Source organism: Streptomyces sp. PA03-1a (assembly GCF_033792805.1).
Lineage (GTDB): Bacteria > Actinomycetota > Actinomycetes > Streptomycetales > Streptomycetaceae > Actinacidiphila.
Map to the genome: position 1 here is coordinate 1 of NZ_JARAVO010000171.1, position 21,078 is coordinate 21,078.

Annotated in this window: 15 protein-coding genes and 1 pseudogene; 8 read left to right on the forward strand and 8 right to left on the reverse strand. The window is 73.0% G+C overall.

Annotated elements, in window-relative coordinates:
- The first annotated feature begins 375 nt into the window (after window positions 1-375).
- Both PV341_RS31130 and PV341_RS31135 read left to right on the forward strand, forming a co-directional pair.
- Entirely contained in the window at window positions 376-2,757 is a 2,382-nt protein-coding gene (locus PV341_RS31130) for an ATP-binding cassette domain-containing protein (RefSeq protein ID WP_500324002.1), read from the forward strand.
- Window positions 2,758-3,060: 303 nt separating this feature from the next.
- Window positions 3,061-3,414 (forward strand): VOC family protein, encoded by a 354-nt coding sequence (locus tag PV341_RS31135; protein WP_500324005.1) that lies wholly within the window; start codon window positions 3,061-3,063, stop codon window positions 3,412-3,414.
- Between the two features lie 12 nt (window positions 3,415-3,426).
- Here the strand turns inward: PV341_RS31135 and PV341_RS31140 are convergent, their stop codons facing one another.
- The 5 genes from PV341_RS31140 to PV341_RS31160 form a co-directional block, all read right to left on the reverse strand.
- Window positions 3,427-3,633 (reverse strand): hypothetical protein, encoded by a 207-nt coding sequence (locus PV341_RS31140; RefSeq protein ID WP_500359579.1) that lies wholly within the window; start codon window positions 3,631-3,633, stop codon window positions 3,427-3,429.
- Complete coding sequence (locus PV341_RS31145; protein ID WP_500324007.1) at window positions 3,633-4,229, reverse strand: YceI family protein; 597 nt, start codon at window positions 4,227-4,229, stop codon at window positions 3,633-3,635. The genes PV341_RS31140 and PV341_RS31145 overlap by 1 nt, the downstream gene beginning before the upstream one ends.
- Before the next feature lie 78 nt (window positions 4,230-4,307).
- Window positions 4,308-5,057: an SDR family oxidoreductase gene (locus PV341_RS31150; RefSeq protein ID WP_500324008.1), complete on the reverse strand. Its 750-nt coding sequence runs from the start codon at window positions 5,055-5,057 to the stop codon at window positions 4,308-4,310.
- A 165-nt stretch (window positions 5,058-5,222) separates the two neighbouring features.
- Window positions 5,223-6,923 (reverse strand): L-aspartate oxidase, encoded by a 1,701-nt coding sequence (locus PV341_RS31155; protein WP_500359580.1) that lies wholly within the window; start codon window positions 6,921-6,923, stop codon window positions 5,223-5,225.
- 184 nt (window positions 6,924-7,107) lie between these two features.
- Window positions 7,108-8,352: an NAD(P)/FAD-dependent oxidoreductase gene (locus tag PV341_RS31160; RefSeq protein ID WP_500359581.1), complete on the reverse strand. Its 1,245-nt coding sequence runs from the start codon at window positions 8,350-8,352 to the stop codon at window positions 7,108-7,110.
- A 209-nt stretch (window positions 8,353-8,561) separates the two neighbouring features.
- On the opposite strand from PV341_RS31160, the pseudogene fdxA reads away from it, so the two are divergent.
- The 4 genes and pseudogenes from fdxA to PV341_RS31180 all read left to right on the forward strand — a co-directional run.
- Window positions 8,562-8,873: pseudogene (fdxA, locus tag PV341_RS31165) on the forward strand (ferredoxin); the annotation flags it as partial.
- Window positions 8,874-8,976: 103 nt separating this feature from the next.
- Window positions 8,977-9,519: a GNAT family N-acetyltransferase gene (locus PV341_RS31170; RefSeq protein ID WP_500324011.1), complete on the forward strand. Its 543-nt coding sequence runs from the start codon at window positions 8,977-8,979 to the stop codon at window positions 9,517-9,519.
- Window positions 9,520-9,656: 137 nt separating this feature from the next.
- A complete protein-coding gene (locus PV341_RS31175; protein ID WP_500359582.1) occupies window positions 9,657-12,110 on the forward strand; it encodes a SpoIIE family protein phosphatase in 2,454 nt (817 codons plus the stop codon).
- A 105-nt stretch (window positions 12,111-12,215) separates the two neighbouring features.
- Window positions 12,216-12,869, forward strand: coding sequence for a DNA alkylation repair protein (locus PV341_RS31180; protein ID WP_500359588.1), 654 nt, complete (start codon window positions 12,216-12,218; stop codon window positions 12,867-12,869).
- Window positions 12,870-12,904: 35 nt separating this feature from the next.
- On the opposite strand, the gene PV341_RS31185 is transcribed toward PV341_RS31180, so the two are convergent.
- Both PV341_RS31185 and PV341_RS31190 read right to left on the reverse strand, forming a co-directional pair.
- The gene (locus PV341_RS31185) at window positions 12,905-13,537 is read right to left on the reverse strand and encodes a response regulator (protein ID WP_500359589.1); all 633 of its coding nucleotides are present in this window, start codon (window positions 13,535-13,537) and stop codon (window positions 12,905-12,907) included.
- Complete coding sequence (locus tag PV341_RS31190) at window positions 13,537-14,826, reverse strand: sensor histidine kinase (RefSeq protein WP_500359583.1); 1,290 nt, start codon at window positions 14,824-14,826, stop codon at window positions 13,537-13,539. The genes PV341_RS31185 and PV341_RS31190 overlap by 1 nt, the downstream gene beginning before the upstream one ends.
- 212 nt (window positions 14,827-15,038) lie before the next feature.
- Between PV341_RS31190 and PV341_RS31195 the strand changes: the two genes are divergently transcribed.
- The gene (locus PV341_RS31195) at window positions 15,039-15,776 is read left to right on the forward strand and encodes an ABC transporter ATP-binding protein (protein ID WP_500359584.1); all 738 of its coding nucleotides are present in this window, start codon (window positions 15,039-15,041) and stop codon (window positions 15,774-15,776) included.
- A complete protein-coding gene (locus PV341_RS31200; RefSeq protein ID WP_500359585.1) occupies window positions 15,770-18,223 on the forward strand; it encodes an ABC transporter permease in 2,454 nt (817 codons plus the stop codon). Before PV341_RS31195 ends, PV341_RS31200 begins: the two co-directional genes overlap by 7 nt.
- A gap of 104 nt (window positions 18,224-18,327) precedes the next feature.
- On the opposite strand, the gene aceE is transcribed toward PV341_RS31200, so the two are convergent.
- A complete protein-coding gene (gene aceE, locus PV341_RS31205) occupies window positions 18,328-21,042 on the reverse strand; it encodes a pyruvate dehydrogenase (acetyl-transferring), homodimeric type (RefSeq protein WP_500359587.1) in 2,715 nt (904 codons plus the stop codon).
- Window positions 21,043-21,078: the final 36 nt, after the last annotated feature.

Consider the following 21,078-nt stretch of genomic DNA (forward strand, 5'->3'; position numbering starts at 1 on the left):
CTATCGTGCTCTATGTGTGTGTTGTATTTTGTATTTTGCAGCAGAATCAGGCATTAGATTTGAAGGTCGGTCTCGGGAGCCGGGAGATTTGTATGACAGATAGCTTCGGACCGGTCCCTGTCGAACGGACCGTGTGGGGCCCGGGTTCCGCGCCTGCCCCCGTCGGCTGGAACCCGGCCACCACACGGTCCGTTCGACGGGGACCGGTCCGAAGGGGGAGCGGGGCGGCCGGGTGGACGGTTACCGTGGCCGCGCCCCACCGACGCGGGGGGACCGGACATACTTGACCGAAGCCGGTCAGATCGAACCAGGCGACGCCGACGGAGACCGCCAAGGCGGCCCAGCACGCACCAGACAGATGGAGAGACGACACACATGGCCAAGAAGGCGGACGCGCAGTCGCCTGCGCCGCACGTTGCCGACAGCCACGATCTGATCCGCGTGCACGGTGCACGTGAGAACAACCTGAAGGACGTCAGCATCGAGATCCCGAAGCGCCGGCTCACGGTGTTCACCGGAGTCTCCGGCTCGGGCAAGAGCTCCCTGGTCTTCAACACGATCGCCGCGGAGTCGCAGCGGCTGATCAACGAGACCTACAGCGCCTTCGTCCAGGGCTTCATGCCGACACTGGCCCGCCCCGAGGTCGACGTCCTCGACGGGCTGACGACCGCGATCACCGTCGACCAGCAGCGGCTGGGGGCGGACCCCCGCTCCACCGTCGGCACCGTCACCGACGCCAACGCCATGCTGCGCATCCTCTTCAGCCGGCTCGGCACCCCGCACATCGGCCCGCCCAGCGCCTACGCCTTCAACGTCCCCTCCGTCCGGGCCAGCGGCGCGATCACCGTCGAGCGCGGCGCGAGCAAGGCCGAGAAGGTCACCTTCACCCGCACCGGCGGCATGTGCCCGCGCTGCGAGGGCCGGGGCACGGTCTCCGACATCGACCTGAGCCAGCTCTTCGACGACTCCAAGTCGCTCAACGAGGGTGCGATCACCGTCCCCGGCTACAAGGGCGGCGGCTGGAACGCCCGGCTCTACGCCGAGTCCGGCTTCTTCGACCCCGACAAGCCGGTCCGCACCTTCACCAAGCAGGAACTGCACGACTTCCTGCACCGCGAGCCGACCCGCATGAAGATCGCGGGCATCAACATGACCTACGAGGGACTGGTCCCGCGGGTCCAGAAATCGATGCTCGCCAAGGACAAGGAGGCGATGCAGCCGCACATCCGCGAGTTCGTGGACCGCGCCGTCGCCTTCACCACCTGCCCCGAGTGCGACGGCACGCGGCTCAGCGAAGGCGCCCGGGAGTCGAAGATCGCCGGGATCAGCATCGCCGACGCCTGCGCGATGCAGATCAGCGACCTGGTCGCATGGGTGCGCGCCCTGGACGAGCCCTCGGTCGCGCCGCTGCTCACGAAGCTGCAGCACACCCTCGAGTCGTTCGTGGAGATCGGACTCGGCTACCTCTCGCTCGAACGGCCGTCGGGCACGCTCTCGGGCGGCGAGGCGCAGCGCGTCAAGATGATCCGCCACCTCGGCTCCTCGCTCACCGACACCACCTACGTCTTCGACGAGCCCACCACCGGTCTGCACCCGCACGACATCCAGCGGATGAACGGCCTGCTGCTGCGCCTGCGGGACAAGGGCAACACGGTGCTCGTCGTGGAGCACAAACCGGAGACGATCGCCATCGCCGACCACGTCGTCGACCTCGGCCCCGGCGCCGGCACGGCCGGCGGCACCGTCTGCTTCGAGGGCGACATCGAGGGGCTGCGGAGCAGCGGCACCATCACCGGGCGCCACTTCGACGACCGCGCGTCCCTGAAGGAGACGGTGCGCAAGCCCACCGGCAACCTGGAGGTCCGCGGCGCCACGGCGCACAACCTGCGCGACGTCGACGTCGACGTCCCGCTCGGGGTGCTCACCGTCATCACCGGCGTCGCGGGCTCGGGCAAGAGCTCCCTCGTGCACGGGTCGATCCCCGCCGGTGCCGGGGTCGTGTCCGTCGACCAGAGCCCCATCCGCGGCTCGCGCCGCAGCAACCCGGCGACGTACACCGGACTGCTCGACCCGATCCGCAAGGCGTTCGCCAAAGCCAACGACGTGAAGCCCGCGCTGTTCAGCGCCAACTCCGAGGGTGCCTGCCCCACCTGCAACGGAGCCGGCGTGGTCTACACGGACCTGGCCATGATGGCGGGCGTCGCCAGCACCTGCGAGGAGTGCGAGGGCAAGCGGTTCCAGGCCTCGGTGCTGGAGTACCACCTCGGCGGCCGCGACATCAGCGAGGTGCTCGCGATGTCGGTCACCGACGCCGAGGAATTCTTCGGCGGCGGTGAGGCGCACACGCCCGCCGCGCACCGCATCCTCGGCCGGCTCGCCGACGTCGGACTCGGCTACCTCAGCCTCGGCCAGCCGCTCACCACGCTGTCCGGCGGTGAGCGGCAGCGGCTGAAGCTGGCCACGCACATGGGCGACAAGGGCGGCGTCTACGTCCTCGACGAGCCGACCGCCGGCCTGCACCTCGCCGACGTCGAGCAACTGCTCGGTCTGCTGGACCGTCTCGTCGACTCCGGCAAGTCCGTCATCGTCGTCGAGCACCACCAGGCGGTCATGGCGCACGCCGACTGGATCATCGACCTCGGCCCCGGCGCAGGCCACGACGGTGGGCAGATCGTCTTCGAGGGCACCCCGGCGGACCTCGTCGCCGCCCGCTCCACCCTCACCGGCCGGCACCTGGCCTCCTACGTCGGCGCCTGACGCGCGGCGGGGGCCGGGGCGATCACGCCCCGGCCCCGTGCGGTCATGCTGCGGCTCATCGCAGCACCGGACGACGTCGCCGCGGTCGGTCACGCCGTCGGGTACCCGGCGTCCCTGCTCCCCGGGGACCGCGCCGGCGGTGGGCCGTGTCCGGCACCCTGATCGGCCTGGGTACCGGTCTGGCCCTGGGAGCGGTCCTGCGGGGCCGACGCTGAAGACAGTCCCCGGGTGCCGCCCCGGGGGCCCGTCGGGCGATGGTGTGGTGCCGCGCGTCCTGATCGCCGTCCTGGCAGGATGGGCGGCATGGAACGTGTGCTGGGAATCGGTGGTTACTTCCTGCGGGCGGCCGACCCCGCGGCTCTGAACGCGTGGTACCGGGACTGCCTGGGCCTGGACGCCGATGAGCACGGCCTGTGGCGTCAGGAGGCGGGGCCGACGGTGTTCGCGACCTTCGAGTCCGGGACCGACTACTTCGGGTCCCGCACCCAGCAGACCATGCTCAACTTCCGGGTCCGCGACCTGGACGCCATGCTCGCGCAACTGCGGGCCAAGGGCGCCGACGTGGCCGAGGAGACGCAGGACATGGACGGCGTCGGCCGGTTCGGCTGGGTCACCGATCCCGAGGGCAACCGCATCGAGCTGTGGCAGCCCGCCTGACCGCGGGGCCCCTCAGTGGTCGTCGCCCGTGGCCTGGTCGGGGAGGAGACCGGAGCTGCGGAGGCCGCTCAGGGCCTCGGCGACGGCGGTCATGCGATCGGCGACGTCCGCAAGTTCGCGGCGCAGTTCCATGACGCGCCGCTCCAGCGCCACGGCCTGGGCGGTGAGTGCCGCGGCGGTGGCCGAAGTGTCGGGGTGGTGGTCGGCGGATCGGGTCATCACAGGGCCTCCGGGCCGAGTTGCAGCGCGGAGACGCTGAGTTCGAGCCGCGCCTTGTCGCTGAGCAGCACGCCTCCGGTCTCCAGGGGGACGTTCCAGTTCAGGCCCCAGTCCGAACGCCGGAGGACGGCCGAGCCCTCGAAGCCGACCCGCCGCTGCCCGTCGGTGTCGCGGGCGGTGCCGCCGTAGTCGAGGTCGATGTGCAGCGGCAGCTCGACGTCCTTGATCCTGAGGTTCCCCGTCATGCGGAAGCGGTCCTCGTCCAGGGGGACGACCGCGGTGGAGCGGAAGACCATGAGGGGGAACGTCGCCGAGTCCAGGAAGTCGGGGCCGGTGATGTGGGAGTCCCGCGCCCGGACGCCGGTGTCCAGGCTGCCGGTCTGCACGCTCACGTGGGCCTCCGAACGGGCCGGGTGAAGCGCGTCGAGCCGGAGGAACCCCTCGAACGCGGTGAATCTGCCCCGTACGTTGGCGACCATGGCGTGCCGGACGGAGAAGCCGACCGCGCTGTGGACCGGGTCGATGACGTACGCACCGGTCAGTTCCTCCTGCGGACGGGAGCCGGGGACGGTGGTTTCCGCGCAATTCCTGGGCATGGCGGGTCGACCTCTTCGTACGGGTGGGTCGGGGACGGCGCGGTGGCCCCCACCGGGGGCAGGGGCCACCCGCGGGGGTTACCGCTGCTGCTGGGCGAACCAGTCGGCGAAGCGGGTCGCGGCGAGCTGCGCGCCGGCGCCGGGGACGAGCGAGTCTTCCTGCAGCACGGACCCGTAGTACGGGGCCTGCGGGTCCGCGACGACCTTGCGGGGGTCGTTCTGGGCGGCGAGCACGTCACGGACCAGCTCGTCGAACCGGAACACGTCCGGGCCGGCGATCTCCACCACGCCGCCCAGGGGCGTGCCGGCCGCGGTGCGGGCGACGGCCGTGGCCACGTCGTCGGAGTAGATGGGCTGGAACTTCACGGGCGCGATGCGCACCGTGTCGCCCTCGGTCCCCGCGTCCGCGATACCGTTCACGAACTCGAAGAACTGCGTGGCGTGCACGATGGAGTAGGGCATGCCCGACGCCTTGATCAGCTCCTCCTGGGCCAGCTTGGCGCGGAAGTAGCCGTTGTCCGGGAGCCGGTCGGTGCCGACGATGGAGAGCGCGACGTGGTGGACGACACCCGCCTTGGCGTTCGCCTCCATGAGGTTGCCGGTGCAGGTGCGGAAGAAGTTCATCACGGCCTCGTCCTCCCACGAGGGCGAGTTGGAGACGTCGACCACGACCTGCGCGCCCTGCAGGACCTCGGCGAGACCCTCGCCGGTCAGGGTGTTGACGCCGGTGTTGGGGGAGGCCGCGACGGCCTCGTGCCCGTGCTCGTTGAGCTTGCTGACGACCTTCGAGCCGATCAGCCCGGTTCCGCCGATGACTACGACCTTCATGATGGAGTCCTCTCGGATGTTCTCGTGCGTGACGCGCAAGGGGCGGTGGGGCGCCCCACCGGCACCGGCCGGTGTCTCTTCGCTGGGAAGACCGGGCAGCGGAGCCGTTTGTGACAGGGGCCCGATTCGGCGGGCCCCCGGATCCCTCACAGGACGCGAGCGTCCTCACTCGACGAGCTTGCCCTCGGTGGAGACCTCCTGCATCAGGGCGGTGATCTCCTCGGGGATGTCCGGGATGCTCTCCCGGGTGACGCCGGTCTTGGGGGACCAGACGAGGTTGACCCGCAGCGCGGGATCCTGCTCCGGGTAGTCGCTGCGGTTGTGGCAGCCGCGGGTCTCACGCCGCTCCAGCGCCGATTCCAGCGTGGCACGCGCCGCCAGGGCCGCCGACTTGAGGTCGAAGGCGTGCGCGAGGTCCTGGAAGCCGGCGATGTCGGGATGGACACCGACGGACTCCATCCGCTTCTCGATGAGGTCGAGTTCGGTCAGACCGGCCCGCAGGCCCTCCTCGTCGCGCACCACGCCCGCGTGCTCGGTCATGGTGTTGCGGATGGCGCGCTGCAGGGCGCGGACGTTCTCGGGCCCGTCCGCCGCCACCAGGTCGTCGACCTCGGCGCGGGCCTGCGCCACCGCCGCCGCCGACCGCGGCTGCGAGGTCAGTCCCAGCGAGTAGGCGGCGGCCGCCTGACCCGTGATGCGACCGAAGACCAGCAGCTCGATGAGGCTGTTGCCGCCCAGGCGGTTCGCGCCGTGCAGGCCGCTGGACGCCTCGCCGATGGCGTACAGGCCGCGGACGTCGGTGCTGTGGTCCTCGGGCCGCACCCAGACGCCGCCCATCGAGTAGTGCGCGGTGGGCGCGATCTCGATCGGGTCGCGGGTGATGTCCAGCATCTGCAGGTCGAGCAGCGTCTGGTAGACGCGGGGGAGCCGGTTCATGATGGTCTGCCGCGGCAGGTGGGAGACGTCCAGCCACACGGCCCCCTTGGGGGTGCCGCGGCCCTCCTTGATCTCCGTGTACGAGGCGAGGGCGACGCGGTCGCGGGTGGACAGCTCCATCCGCTCGGGGTCGTAGCGGCTCATGAACCGCTCCCCGAGGGCGTTGCGCAGGATGCCGCCCTCACCGCGGGCGGCCTCGCTGACGAGCGTGCCGGCCGCGTTCTCCGGCTCGATGATGCCGGAGGGGTGGAACTGCACGAGCTCGGCGTCGCGCAGCCGCGCGCCGGCCTCCACGGCCAGACGGAACGAGTCACCGGTGTTCTCGTCGCGCCGGGAGGAGGTGCGCCGCCAGATCCGGGTGTGGCCGCCGGCTGCGAGGATGACGGCGTCGGCGTGGATGAGGTAGCGCGTGCCGTCGGTGAGGTCGAAGCCGTACGCGCCGAACACGGCGCCGTCGTGCTCGAGGATGCGGGTGATGTAGACGCCGTCGAGCACCGGGATGTCGAGCTGCTCGGCCCGCCGCACGAGCGTGCGCTGGATCTCCAGGCCGGTGTAGTCCCCGGCGAAGGCGGTGCGGCGGTATTTGTGCGCGCCGAAGAAGCGCTGCGAGATCCGGCCGTCGTCCTCCCTGGCGAAGGCCATGCCGTACCGCTCCAGGTCGTCGATGCCCAGGGCCGCACCCTGGGTGACGATCTCCACGGTGCGGGGGTCGGCCAGCAGGTAGCTCTCCTTGAGCGTGTCCGCGGCGTGCTGCTGCCAGCTGTCCTCGGGGTCCATCGTGGCGAGCGCGGCGTTGATGCCTCCGGCCGCCAGGGCCGTGTGGGCGTCGTCCTTGGGCCGCTTGCCGACCGCGAGGACGTCGACTCCGGCCTCCGCAAGTTCGATCGCCGCTCGCAGTCCTGCTCCTCCGGTACCGATCACCAGCACCATGGTGGAAATGTGTCGTTCAGTGAGGGCCACGGTCTGCTCCGATCGACTTGGTTGTCACCCCATACGACCGGGCGGTCAAGCCATCTGTGACAGCGGTCCCCGCCCCCGGACCGCGTGGCGGGGCGTCCGGAAGGGCGTGGGACGACCGGATCACCCGGCCGTCCCACGCCCACGGGACCGGTCGTCAGGCGACGACGCGGTCCAGGGGCACGTCCGGGTCGGCCAGGCGCGCGTCGTCGACCGCGGCGCGCGAGGTGATCAGGTCGCGGACCGGCTCGACGACGTCCCACACGTTGACGTTCATGCCGGCCAGGATGCGGTTCCCCGACATCCAGAAGGCGATGAACTCCCGAGCCGCCCGGTCCCCGCGGAAGACGACGCGGTCGTAGCCGCCGGGCTCCACGTAGCCGGTGTACTCCATGCCCAGGTCGTACTGGTCGGTGTAGAAGTACGGCAGCCGGTCGTAGACGGCGTCCTTGCCGAGCATGGCCTGCGCGGCGGTGGCCGGCTGGTTGAGCGCGTTGGCCCAGTGCTCGACGCGGATGTGGCGGTCGAGGAACGGGTGGTAGGCGTTGGCGACGTCGCCCGCGGCGAAGACGTCCGGTGACGAGGTCCGCAGGTGCGCGTCGGTGACGACGCCGTTGCGCACCTCCAGCCCGGCCGCCTCGGCGAGCTGGACGTTGGGGGTGATGCCGACGCCCACGACCACGGCGTCCGCGGGGAGGCGGGTGCCGTCGGCGAGCTGCACCCCGTCGGCGCGGCCGCCGGTGCCGGTGATGCGTTCCACCGTCACGCCGTGGCGCAGCACGACGCCGTGCTCGGTGTGCAGGCCCGCGAAGACCTCGGCGGCCTCGCGCCCCAGGACCCTGAGCAGCGGCAGCTCCTCGTGCTCCAGCACCGTCACCTCCGCCCCGGCCTGCTTGGCGGCGGCGGCGGTCTCCAGGCCGATCCACCCGGCGCCGATGACGACGATCCGCGCGCCCGCGGTGAACGCCTCCTTGAGCCGCTCGCTGTCGCCCACACGGCGCAGGTAGAGCACGTTGTCCAGCTCCGCCCCGGGGACGGGCAGGCGCCGCGGGGTCGAACCGGTGGCCAGGAGCAGCTTCGTCCAGGGCATGCGGCGCCCGCCGTCGAGCTCCACCTCCTTGGCGCCGGCGTCGAGGCCGGTCACCGTCGTGCCGAGCATCAGGTCGACGTCGTGCTTGTCGTACCACTCGTCGGGATGCACGAAGATCGAGTCGCGCGTCTCCTTGCCGAGCAGATAGCCCTTCGAGAGCGGCGGGCGGACGTAGGGCCTGTCCCGTTCGTCGCCGATGAGGACGAGCCGGCCGTCGTAGCCGTTCTCCCGCAGAGCCTCCGCCGCCTTGCCCGCGGCCAGACCGCCTCCGACGATCACGAAAGTGTTCTCAGGGGACACAATGCACCTCATCTCGGATGTCGCATGCTGCGAACCGTGTACGGAGAGTCAACCACCAGACCGCTCGGCGCTCCGTCGTGTGACACAGCCGGTCGTGTCGCCCGGCCTCCGGGCGGGCGCCATGTCACGACGTCAGGGGTGTGCCGGTCATACAGCTGATCGAAGGACGCCCGGGGCAGCCGGCCCACCGGTCCGTCCCCGTAGCGACCGAGGAGCAGAAGGTGGCCTACGTCATCGCGCAGCCCTGCGTCGACGTCAAGGACCGGGCCTGCGTCGCCGAGTGTCCGGTGGACTGCATCTACGAGGGCGGCCGGACGCTCTACATCAACCCCGTGGAGTGCGTGGACTGCCGTGCGTGCGAGCCCGTGTGCCCGGTCGAGGCGATCTTCCGCGAGGACGACCTCCCGCAGGAGTGGGCGCGCTACAGGGAGGTCAACGCCGAGTACTTCCGGCCCACTTCGGGCTCCGGCGGGCATGGCAGGCCGCTGGTCGGCGACGGGGACCACGCCTTCGTGGCCCGGTTGCCGCCGCAGCGGTCCCGCAAGAAGGACATCGCCCTCTTCGCCATCGGCAAGGAGGAGGCCGAGGAGGCCGACCTGTGGTTCCCGTCGTGACGGCCCCGGGAGGCGAGGGCCGGTGATTCCCTTCGCTCGCGACCGGCTGCGGAACGCAAGGCCCGCGCGGCAGGGGCCCGACGTGGTCGAGGTCGGCCCCCAGGACCTCGAACGCACCGTGGCCATGCACCTCAGGTGCTCGGCCCGCACCCTGTGGAGCCGGTACCACCGCGCGATGGGCGATCCTCGTTCCTACCTGCACACCCTGCTGTCCAGGCCCGGAGCCGTGCACCTGGCCGTGCAGCAGCCGGCCGGCGACATCGTGGCCGTGGGCCACCTGATGCCGGACCGCGGGAACGCGGAGGCGGCTCTGCTCGTCGAGGACGCGTGGCAGAACAGCGGGCTCGGCAGCCGTCTGCTGCGCGACCTCGGGCACCGTGCTGTCGGCGCCGGGTGGAAGGAGGTCTACGGCCTCGTCCTGCCCGGCGACGAGAAGATCCCCGCGATCCTGTCGCACACCTCCGTCCCCCTCCACACCCTGCACGAGGAGGGCGTGACGACCGTCTGGGCGGAGACCGGCGACATAGCCGCCGCGGAGGCGTCCACCGACGCCGGCGCGCGGTGAGCCGGCGCCGCGGACGGCGCCGGGGGAGTGCCGGGTGCGGGGCTGTCTGTCACAGATCCGGATGCTGTCCGGTCACAACCCCGGAAGACGCAAATCGGGCATTCCGCCCACCCTGCCTGCCTGAGGACGAGACTTCGATGACCTGCACGGACGCGGTGACACTCGGTAAGCACGTGAACACGCCCGGGATATCCGACTCGGCGTTCGCGCTCTTCGACGAGCGGGGAACGGTCGTCGCGTGGACGCCGGCCGCCGAGCGCCTGGTCGGATATTCCGCCGGAGCCGTGGTCGGACTGCCCGCCGCGCTGGTGCTGCCGTCCTTCGTGGAGACCCCGTCGATGTCGGACTTCGTCAAGCAGTGCCGTGCCGAGAACGGCTGGCCGGGCACGACGGCCGTGTCCCACCAGGACGGGCGCACGATCGACGTCACCCTGCGGATCACGATGCTGCGGGGCCGGAACGGCACGACACGCTGGCTCGCGACCCTGACCGACACCGGCGTCCTGTCCGGGGACGCGCTGAGCGGATCGGTGTGGGGGCCGCTCCTCGCGCGCGCGCCCATCGGAGTGGTCATCCGCGACCCGCAGCTGCGGTGCGTCTTCGTCAACGACGTCATGGAGGACCACGACGGCATCCCCGGCGACGAGCGACTCGGACGACGGTTCGTCGACGTGCTGGCCGGCGCCAAGGCGGGCGCCCTCGAGGCCGTGATGCGGCAGGTCCTGAAGAGCGGCACCACCAAGGTGCACGAGTACCGGACCTGGCTGCCGGTGAGCAAGGGCCGGGAGCATCCGTTCGCGGCGTCGTTCCACTGCCTCCAGGGCGCCGACGGGGAATCGCTGGGGGTCTGCGTCATCAGCGCCGACGTCGTCGAGAGCCGGCTCGCGCGCGAGCGCCTCGCCGCCGTCGGCGAGGCCAGTACGCGTCTGGGCAGCACCTTGGACGTGATGCAGACCAGCCAGGAACTGGCCGAGCTCGCCGTGCCGCTGCTCGCGGACTACGTCGCCGTGGACCTGGAGCAGTCCGTGCCGTTCAGCGAGGGACCGCCGGTGCGCATCGACCCGACGGGCGAACGCCTCCCCGTTCTGCGACGTGCGGGTCTGGCCACGATCCACCAGGGAGCCCCGGAATCCGCGTGGGTGCGCGGCGAACCGGTCACCGTGCCGCCCGGCTCACCGTTCGCCCACGTCCTGAGCACGGGCAGGTCCCACCTGGAGCCGATCCTGGACATCGCCCCGGGGATCTGGATCGACCAGGACCCGGCCCTGGCCGCGAGGATCCGCAAGAACGGGGTCCACTCGCTGATGGTCGTCCCCATCCGCGCCCGGCGCGCACTGCTGGGTGTGGCGCTGTTCATCCGCACCGCGGACCCCGAGCCGTTCCAGGACGTCGACCTGCTGCTGGCCGAGGAACTCGTCGGGCGTGCCGCCGTGGCACTGGACAACGCGCGCCAGTACGCACGCGAGCACACCGCGGCCCTCACCCTCCAGCGCAACCTGCTCCCGCACCGGCTGAGGGGCGGCATGGCCGTCGACGCGGCATCGCGCTACCTGCCCGCTGACATGGACCACGGGGTGGGTGGCGACTGGTTCGACGTCATCCCGCTGTCGGGCGCCCGGGTCGCCCTCGTCGTCGGTGACGTCGTCGGTCACGGTCTGCACGCCGCGGCGACCATGGGCACGCTCCGCGCCGCCGTCCGCACGCTGGCCGACATGGAACTGCCCCCCGCCGAACTGCTGACCCGCCTCGACGACACGGTCCAGAGACTGGTCGAGGAGGACACCGGCCCCGCGGACCAGACACCCGCCGTCGTGGGCGCCACCTGCCTGTACGCCGTCTACGACCCGGCCACCCGCGTGTGCACCATGGCCCGGGCCGGGCACCCCCCGCCCGCCCTCGTCGACCACGAGGGCCGGGTCACCTTCCCCGACCTGCCCACCGGAGCGCCCCTGGGCATCGGCCTCGGGGACCCCTTCGAGGCCGTGGAGCTGGAACTGCCCGTGGGAAGCCTGATCGCCCTCTACACCGACGGCCTGATCGAGTGCCGCGGCGGCGACATCGAGGAAGGGATGGACCGCCTGGGCGCCGCCCTCGGGGAACCCGGCCGGTCCCTGGAGGAGCTCTGCACCCGCGCGACGGAGTCCCTCCCCGCGCAGGTACCGTGCGACGACGTTACCCTGCTCCTGGTCAGGACCCGGTCGCTCAACTCGGCCCACATCGCCTCCTGGACGCTGCCCGCCGACGAGACCGCCGTGCGCCGCGCCCGGAAGCTGGCCGCCGGCCAGCTGACCGCCTGGGGCCTGGACGGGCTCGAACACTCCACGAAGCTCCTCGTGAGCGAGCTGGTCACCAACGCCGTGCGCCACGGCGCCGGCCCGATCGGCCTGCGCCTGATCCGGCACCAGGCCCTGACCTGCGAGGTGTCGGACACCGACGTCTGCGCCCCGCGCCTGCGCAGCGCGGACTCCATGGACGAGAACGGCCGCGGCCTCTTCCTGGTCGCCCAGATGTCCCGTCGCTGGGGATCCCGCTCGGCGGTGGACGGCAAGGTCGTCTGGGCCGAACTGGACGTGGCCGCCTCAGCCGCGTAGGGACCGGCCGCCGCGGCCTCCGGCCGGCTGTGGCACCGTCGTAAGCTGAACCCCGCTCGCGAGGGACAGGAGACCGAGGTGGCCGAGACGACGCCGGCCGAGGTGATGGCCGAGCTGGCCGCGCTGGAGGACCCCAAGACCCGCGCGGTGAACGAGAGGCACGGCGACGACCACGGTGTGAACCTCGGCAAGCTGCGCGCCCTCGCGAAGCGGCTGAAGACGCAGCAGGAACTCGCGTGCGGGCTCTGGGAGAGGGACGACACCGCGGCGCGACTGCTGGCGACCCTGATCTGCCGCCCCAAGGCGTTCGGGCGCGGCGAGCTGGACGTCATGCTGCGCGAGGCGCGCGCGCCCAAGGTGCACGACTGGCTCGTGAACTACGTGGTGAAGAAGAACCCGCACGCCGAAGAGCTGCGGGTGGCCTGGCTGGCCGACCCGGATCCCGTGGTGGCGAGCGCCGGATGGGCGCTGACCACCGAACGCGTGGCGAAGAAGCCCGACGGCCTGGATCTCCCGGGGCTGCTCGACGCCATCGAGGCGGACATGAAGGACGCCCCGGACCGCCTGCAGTGGGCGAGGAACCACTGCCTGGCCCAGATCGGGATCGAGCACCCCGAGCTCCGCGCCCGCGCCGTCGACATCGGCGAGCGCCTGGAGGTGCTCAAGGACTACCCGACCTCCCCGGGGTGCACGTCCCCGTTCGCGCCGGTCTGGATCACCGAGATGGTCCGCCGGCGGCACGATGCGGCGGCGGGCTGACCCGCGGAGCGACCGGTGCGGGGGTTCGGCATGGATCAGGCCCGCAGGTAGGCCAGGACGGCCAGGACGCGGCGGTGGGTCTCGTCGGCCGGGGGGAGGTCGAGCTTGGTGAGGATGCTGCCGATGTGCTTGCCCACGGCCGCCTCGGAGACGACAAGGTGGCGCGCGATCGCGCCGTTCGACCTGCCCTCCGCGACCAGCGCCAGCACTTCCCGTTCACGCGGGGTGAGCCGCTGCAGCGGATCGCGGCGGCGGCGCAGCAACTGCCGTACGACCTCGGGGTCGACGACCGTGCCGCCCGCGGCGACCTCGCACAGCGCCTCGACGAAGTCCTCGACCTGGCCGACCCGGTCCTTCAGCAGGTATCCGAGGCCCGTTCCGTCGCCGGAGTCCAGCAACTCGGCGGCGTAGGCGCGCTGCACGTACTGACTGAGGACGAGGACGGGCAGGGTGGGCCGCTTCTGCCGCAGCAGCACCGCGGCCCGCAGGCCCTCGTCCTGGAATCCGGGCGGCATGCGGACGTCCGTCACCACCACGTCGGGGGAGTGCTCGTCGACGGCCGTGACCAGCGCGCCGGCGTCGCCCACGGCGGCCACCACCTCGTGCCCGCAGCGGTCGAGGAGGCCGGTCAGCCCGTCCCGCAGCAGGACGCTGTCCTCGGCCAGCACTACGCGGAGCGCTCGGTCCACTCGCAAGGGATCTCCACACGTAGCAGGGTCGGCCCGCCCCGGGGGCTGGACAGGGAGAGTCTGCCATCCAGTACGGACACCCGGTCGGCGAGCCCGGTCAGCCCGCTGCCCGCAGCGGGCTCGGCGCCGCCCCGGCCGTCGTCGCGCACCTGGAGGAAGAGCCGCCCGTCGCGGTGCCCGCCGCTCACCTCGGCGCGGTCGGCGGCGCTGTGCCGGGCGACGTTGGCGAGGGCCTCGCGCACCACGAAGTACGCGGCGGCCTCGACCGCCCGGGGCAGCCGTCCGGGCAGTTCCACGTCGACGTCGACGGGGACGGCGGAGCGGTCGGCGGCGTCGGCGACGGCCGCCGCCAGGCCGAAGTCGGCCAGGACCCGGGGGTGGATGCCGTGGATGAGCTCGCGCAGTTCCTCCAGGGCCCTGCCCGCCTCGTCGTGGGCCGTGGCGAGCCGGTCGGCCAGCGGGCCGGGCGGCGCGTCCATGCGGGCCAGCCCCAGGGCCATGGACAGGGCGACGAGGCGTTGCTGCGCCCCGTCGTGGAGGTCCCGTTCGATCCTGCGCCGCTCCGCCTCGAAGGCGTCCACCAGGCGCACGCGGGAGCGGGTCAGTTCGACGATCCGGGCGCCCAGGTCCCGGTCGCGCGGGGCGACGAGGAGCCGGGCGAGGCCGGCCCTGGCGCCCGCGGCGGCGCCCAGGACGTACGCGCCGAGCGCGAGCAGCAGCAGCCCCAGGACGGCGGTGCCCCACGCCGCGGGCCACGTGGTGACGCTCCACTGCTTGAGCACCTTCGCCTCGTGGCCCTCCCCGGCGGTGGCCATCAGCACCGGAGTCGCGACCAGGGAGACCGGCACCGCCAGCGCGACGGTGACGAGGAGGGCGTCCACCGGCCACAGCAGACCCGCGAACAGCAGGGCGTAGCCGAGCTCCCGCCAGGTCGCCCGCTCCCGCAGCCGGGTGGTCAGCCAGGCCCACAACCCTCCCTCGGCGGGCGGCACATGGGGTCCCGGCGCGGGATCACGGTCGACCAGGCGCAGCCGGCCCCGCTCCAGCACGGCGACGGGAAGACCCGCGAGCGCGGTGAGCACGAGCAACGGCAGGCCCACCAGCACGACCGCGAGGGCGGCCCCGGCGGCCGCCGCGGTCACGATCCCCACGAGGGTGACGGCGCCCGCGACCACCCCGGTCAGCAGGTACGCCAGCGAGCGCCACGGCCACGCGGACAGCAGGAACCCCGGTCCGGACATCGCCTGCCACACATTCCTGGGTTGCATGCGGATCACCGTAGGACCCGGGCGCGGGTCCGGACCATCGGGCCGGCGGGAGGACCGGGGGTATGCCTGGCCCTACCCCGGATCTCGCCCCTGCCGCACTGCGCCGGACCCGTCCCACGGGATTTCGTGGAGCCGTCCGGGAGGCGCCGCGTCCCGGAGCACGCCGCCCCGCCGGGCGCGGCGGAGAACCGGCACCGAACGAGTGGGGACAGATGAACGACGACGCCATCCGATTGCGCTCCGTCAGCAGGCGCCACGGCTGCGGCGACAACGCCGTGACGGCCCTCGACGAGATCTCCCTCGCCTTTCCCAGGGGGTCCTTCACCGCCGTCATGGGGCCCTCCGGCTCGGGCAAGTCGACCCTCCTGCAGTGCGCCGCGGGCCTGGACCGGCCCACGTCGGGGTCGGTCCTCCTCGGCGGCACCGACCTCACCGGCCTCGGTGAGAGGCAGTTGACCCTGCTGCGCCGTGAACGCATCGGGTTCGTCTTCCAGGCGTTCAACCTGCTGCCGTCGCTGACCGCCGAGCAGAACGCCGCGCTCCCCCTGCGCCTGGCCGGCCGCCGGCCCTCCCGCGCGCGGGTGCGTGACGTGTTGCGGCAGGTCGGGCTCGGCGATCGCGCCGGGCACCGGCCGTCGGAGCTGTCGGGCGGGCAGCAGCAACGCGTCGCCCTGGCACGTGCGTTGATCACCTGCCCCGAGGTGCTGTTCGGCGACGAACCGACCGGCGCCCTGGACTCGCGGACCAGCCGAGAGGTGCTGACCCTGCTGCGCGGCATGGCCGACCATGAGGGCCAGACCGTCGTGATGGTCACCCACGACCCGGTGGCCGCCTCCTACGCCGACCGCGTCGTGTTCCTCGTCGACGGCCGCGTCAACGGCGAAGTGGCCGCGGCGGGCGCCGACGTCATCGCCGCGCGCATGACCGGGCTGGAGGCCGTGCCGTGCTGAGCCTCGCCCTGCACACCCTGCGCACCCGCTGGGTCACCTTCGCCGGCAGCTTCGTCGCGCTGTCGCTGGGGGTCGCGCTGCTGGCCGTGATGGGGCTGGTCCTCGCCTCCTCCCAGGACGCGCCCGTACGGGGGCCGGAACGCTTCGCGGCGGCGCCGGTCGTGGTCCGCGGCCAGGACACCCTGCGCGTGGCCACGCCGAGGGGCGAGGCGACGCAGCCGCTCGCGCAGCCGCGTGCCGTACCCGCCGCGACCCTCGCCGGGCTGCGGCGGCTCGGCACGGTGGTCGAGGACCGGTCCTTCCCCGTACGGGCCGAGGGCGGGCCCGGCGACCTCGTGGGACACCCCTGGTCCACCGCGGCGTTCGCCCCGTACCGGCTCAGTGCGGGACGCGCGCCCCGCGCCGCCGACGAGGTCGTCGTGACCGGCGGCTGGGCCACGCCGGGCGCACGGGTGCGCACCGACCGGGGCACCGTCCGCGTCGTGGGCACCGTGCCCGGCCGCGGGTTCGAGCACGCCGTGTTCTACACCGACGCGCGCGCCGCCCGACTGTGCCCCGTCAGCGTGCAGTTGGTGGCCGACGCGGACGCCGCCGCGGTACGGGACGCCGTCCGCGGCAGCGGCGCCCGGGTGCTGACCGGGAACGAGCGCCGTCACGCCGACGCCGACCCCGGCCGGGACGCCGAGGCAGTGACCGCGCTGAACGCCCTGTTCGGCACCGCCGGCGGCGTCACCGCCTTCGTGTCGGTGTTCGTCGTGGCGTCCACGTTCGCCTTCGCGGTCGCCCAGCGGCGCCGCGAGTTCGGGCTGCTGCGCACCGCGGGCGCCACCCCGGGCCTGCTGCGCCGCATGGTGCTGACCGAGTCCCTGCTGGTCGGCGTGCTCGCCTCGGCGGCGGGCTGCGCGCTCGGCGGGAACGCCGCGCCGTGGCTGGCCGCGTCGGTGGTCGACGGCGGACTGGCACCGGGCTGGTTCGCCGTCGGCGACCACACCTGGCCGTACCACGCCGCGTTCTGGACGGGCCTGCTCGTCGCCCTCGGAGGGGCGGCCGCGGCCTCGTGGCGGGCCGGCCGCACCGGCCCGGCGCAGGCGCTGCGCGAGGCCTCCGTGGACACCGGGGCGATGACGTGGGGCCGGTGGCTGTCCGGCGGCGGGCTGCTGCTGACCGCCGTGGTGACCCTCTGCGTCACGCTGTACGGCGACCCCGGCGACCTGCTGCACCGCAAGACGTACGTGAGCCGGCCGATGCTGCTGATCACCGCGACCGCGCTGCTCGCACCCGTCGTGCTGCGCCCGCTGACCAGGCTGCTCGCCCGGGCCTCGGGGCTGCTGCCCGGCGCGGCCGGCATGCTCGTGGGCGAGAACGCCGCCGCCGGCGTGCGCCGTACCGCCGCGGTCGCCTCGCCCGTGCTGGTGGTGGTCGCCCTCACGGGCTCGCTGCTCGGCGCCACCGCCACGCTCGGCCGTGCCGAGGCCGCCGAGGCGCGCGAGCGGACCACCGCCGCCTTCGTCCTCGTCGCACCGGACGGCGCGGGCTTCGGCACCCGGACCCTGGAGCGTCTGCGCGACGTCCCCGGGACGCAGGTGTCACCGACCGCGTCGAGCGCGGTGTACGTCCTGGAGGACGGCCCGGCGCTGATCAGGTCCGAGGCGCACGCCGCCGACCCCCGGGCCCTCGCCGCCACCAGCCGGCTGCCGCTCGTCGCGGGGAAGGTGAGCGACCTGGACGACGGGTCGATCGTCGTCAACGAGGAATGGGAACGGCACTCCGTCGGGCAGAGCGTCCGGGTGTGGCTCGGGAACGGCACCGGCAGGACGCTGCGCATCGCGGCGGTGATGGCCACCGGCACGGGCGGGAACGGCGTCTACGTCACCCCCGCCAACGCCCCCGGCGCTCCCGTCGACCGGGTGGACGTCGCCCTGGCCCAGGGCGCCGACCCCGGCGCGGTGGCCGCCGCGCTGCGCGAGGCGGTGCAGCCGTCCGGTGGCCGGGTGCTGACCCGGGACGCGTGGCTCGCGGCCGCCCGGCCCGGGAACGACCGCACGACCCGGCTCGGCTTCCTGCTCGTCCTCGGCATCGCCCTGCTCTACACCGCCATCTCCCTGGTCAACACCATGGTGATGGCCACCTCCGACCGGATCCGCGAGCTGGCCGTGCTGCGCCTGGCCGGGGCCACGCGGCGGCAGGTGCTGCGGCTGGTGGGCGCCGAGTCCCTGGTGGTCGTCGCGGTCGGCGCCCTGCTGGGCCTGGCCGTCGCCGCACTCAACCTGGCCGGGATGCGCTGTGCGTTGGCCCTGCTGTCGGTGGACAGCCCGATCGCACTGCCGTGGACGGCCGTCGGTGCGGCCGTGGGCGCGTGCGCGGTGCTCGCGGTCGCCGCCGCGACCGTCCCGGCCGCGCTGGCCGTGCGGGGCCCGGCGGCGGCACTGGCCGGGATGCGGGAGTGAACCCCGCGCCGGGCCGCCGCCCGGCGCGGGGCGGCGGGCCCTCGGCGACGTTCACACCGAAGGCCCGCGGGGACACGGAGACGTCCGTGCCCCCGGTGGGCGCGTCAGGCCTGCCAGCCGTATCGGCCGCGGGCCTGCTCCACCGTCTGCGGGGTGACCGCTCCGGCGCGCGCCAACCGGTCCAGGGCGGCCACCACGATCGACCCGGCGTCCACCCGGAAGTAGCGGCGCGCCGCTTCCCGGGTGTCCGACAGGCCGAAGCCGTCCGTGCCGAGGGAGGAGTAGTCCTGCTCGATCCACTGGCTGATCTGGTCGGGCACCTGCCGCATCCAGTCGCTGACCGCCAGGACGGGCCCGGGTGCCCCCGACAGCGCCGAGGTCACGTACGGGACGCGCTCCTCACCACCGATCCGCTGCCGGTCGGCGTCGAGCGCGTCGCGGCGCAGTTCCGTCCAGGAGGTCACCGACCAGACGTCCGCCTGCACCCCCCACTCGGACGCGAGGAGCTCCTGGGCCTCCAGCGCCCAGTGGATCGCCGTGCCGGAGGACAGCAGCTGGATCCGCGGCCCGGCGCCGGGGGACTGCGCCTGCCGGAAGGGGTAGATGCCCCGCAGGATCCCCTCCTCGACCGACGGCCCGTCGGGCATCGCAGGCTGCCGCTTCGACTCGTTGTAGACCGTCAGGTAGTAGAAGACGTCCTCGGGCCGGTCGCCGTACATCCGCCGCAGCCCCTCCCTGACGATCACGGCGATCTCGAAGGCGAAGGCGGGGTCGTAGCTCACGGCGGCGGGGTTGGTGGACGCCAGCAGGTGCGAGTGCCCGTCGGCGTGCTGCAGGCCCTCGCCCGTCATCGTCGTACGCCCCGCGGTCGCGCCGACCACGAAGCCCCGCCCCAACTGGTCGGCCAGGGCCCAGAACTGGTCGCCCGTCCGCTGGAACCCGAACATCGCGTAGAAGATGTAGAACGGGATCATGGGCTCGCCGTGCGTGGCGTAGGCCGTCGCGGCGGCCGTGAACTCCGCCATCGACCCGGCCTCGGTGATCCCCTCGTCGATCAGCTGCCCGTTCTCGGCCTCGCGGTAGTGCAGCAACTGGTCGGCGTCGACGGGCTCGTAGGTCTGGCCGTCGGGGGAGTAGATCCCGGCCGTCGGGAAGAGGGACTCCATGCCGAACGTCCGCGCCTCGTCGGGGATGATCGGCACCCAGCGCCGTCCCGTGTCGGGGTCGCGCATGAGGTCCTTGACCAGCCGCACGAGCGCCATGGTGGTGGCCACCTCCTGCTTGCCGAAGCCCTTGCGCAGGGCCTCGAAGGGCGCGGCCGGCGGCTGCTTGAGCGGCTTGGCGACCACCCTGCGCACCGGCGCGGGGCCGCCCAGGGCCGCCCGCCGCTCCCGCAGGTAGCGCACCTCCTCGGAGTCCTCGCCGGGGTGCCAGTACGGCACCAGGTCCCCGCTCAGCGCGCTGTCCGGGATGGGCAGCTCCAGCGTGTCGCGCATCCGGCGGAACTGCGCCATCGTCAGCTTCTTCATCTGGTGGTTGGCGTTGCGCGACTCGAAGTCGGAGCCCAGGGTGTGCCCCTTGACGGTCTGGGCGAGGACGACGGTCGGCGCGCCCCGGTGCTCCACGGCGGCGCGGTAGGCGGCGTACACCTTCAGGGGTTCGTGACCGCCCCGGGACTCGGTGAACAGCTCGGATATCCGTCCGTCGGTCAGTCCCGCCGCGATGCGGGCCAGCGCGTCGCCGGTGAAGAAGTGCTCGCGTGCGTAGGCCGCGTCGCGCGCGGCGTACGTCTGCATCTGGGCGTCGGGCACCTCGCCGAGCCGCCGCACCAGGGCCCCCTCCGTGTCCTGCGCCAGCAGCGGGTCCCAGGCCTCGCCCCACAGGGACTTGACCACGTTCCAGCCCGCGCCGCGGAACCGGCCCTCGAGTTCCCGCACGATGCTGGAGTTGGACCGTACCGGCCCGTCCAGGCGCTGCAGGTTGCAGTTGACGACGAAGGTCAGGTTGTCGAGACCCTCGCGCGCGGCGAGCGCCAGCGCGGCCAGCGACTCGGGCTCGTCCACCTCGCCGTCCCCGAGGAACGCCCACACCCGCGACGCGGACGTGTCCTTGATGCCGCGGCCGTGGAGGTAGCGGTTGAACCTGGCCTGGTAGACGGCCGCGAGAGGGCCGAGACCCATGGAGACGGTGGGGAACTCCCACAGCCACGGCAGGCGCCGGGGGTGCGGGTAGGACGGCAGGCCATGGCCTCCGGCCTCACGGCGGTAGCCGTCGAGTTGCTCCTCGCCCAGCCTGCCCTCCAGGAACGCGCGGGCGTAGATGCCGGGTGACGCGTGCCCCTGCACGAAAAGCTGGTCGCCCGAACCTCCCCCGGAGCCTTCGGCCCGGGGGGAGCCCCGGTCCTTGCCCTTGAAGAAGTGCTGGAAGCCGACCTCGTAGAGCCAGGCCGCCGACGCGTACGTCGCGATGTGGCCCCCCAGGCCCAGGCGGGAGGCGCGGGTGACCATGGCCGCCGCGTTCCACCGGTTCAGCGCGGTGATCCGGGACTCCATCGCGAGGTCGCCGGGGAAGGCCGGCTGGGCCGCCGCGGGGATCGTGTTGACGGGTTCCGTGGACAGCAGCCCGGGGACCGGCACCCCGGACGCCGCCGCGTACTCGTGGACGCGCCGCAGCAGGTAGGCGGCCCGGTCGGGACCGGCGTGCCGGATGACGGCGTCGAGCGACGCCCGCCATTCCGCGGTCTCCTCGGCGTCGCGGTCGGGCAACCGGTCGAGCGGGCTGGGCGAGGGGGACTGCGCGGACTGCGCCGGATCACTCATGGCGGCCTTCCTGTCGGGACAAGGGGAGGGGAGGGC

Coding starts and splice junctions, on each gene's coding strand:
- PV341_RS31135 (WP_500324005.1), top strand. CDS start 3,061: ATGGAACGTGTGCTGGGAATCGGTGGTTACTTCCTGCGGGCGGCCGAC.
- PV341_RS31175 (WP_500359582.1), top strand. CDS start 9,657: ATGACCTGCACGGACGCGGTGACACTCGGTAAGCACGTGAACACGCCC.
- PV341_RS31190 (WP_500359583.1), bottom strand. CDS start 14,826: ATGCAACCCAGGAATGTGTGGCAGGCGATGTCCGGACCGGGGTTCCTG.
- PV341_RS31155 (WP_500359580.1), bottom strand. CDS start 6,923: ATGGTGCTGGTGATCGGTACCGGAGGAGCAGGACTGCGAGCGGCGATC.
- PV341_RS31150 (WP_500324008.1), bottom strand. CDS start 5,057: ATGAAGGTCGTAGTCATCGGCGGAACCGGGCTGATCGGCTCGAAGGTC.
- PV341_RS31145 (WP_500324007.1), bottom strand. CDS start 4,229: ATGCCCAGGAATTGCGCGGAAACCACCGTCCCCGGCTCCCGTCCGCAG.
- aceE (WP_500359587.1), bottom strand. CDS start 21,042: ATGAGTGATCCGGCGCAGTCCGCGCAGTCCCCCTCGCCCAGCCCGCTC.
- PV341_RS31140 (WP_500359579.1), bottom strand. CDS start 3,633: ATGACCCGATCCGCCGACCACCACCCCGACACTTCGGCCACCGCCGCG.
- PV341_RS31180 (WP_500359588.1), top strand. CDS start 12,216: ATGGCCGAGCTGGCCGCGCTGGAGGACCCCAAGACCCGCGCGGTGAAC.
- PV341_RS31130 (WP_500324002.1), top strand. CDS start 376: ATGGCCAAGAAGGCGGACGCGCAGTCGCCTGCGCCGCACGTTGCCGAC.
- PV341_RS31195 (WP_500359584.1), top strand. CDS start 15,039: ATGAACGACGACGCCATCCGATTGCGCTCCGTCAGCAGGCGCCACGGC.
- PV341_RS31160 (WP_500359581.1), bottom strand. CDS start 8,352: ATGAGGTGCATTGTGTCCCCTGAGAACACTTTCGTGATCGTCGGAGGC.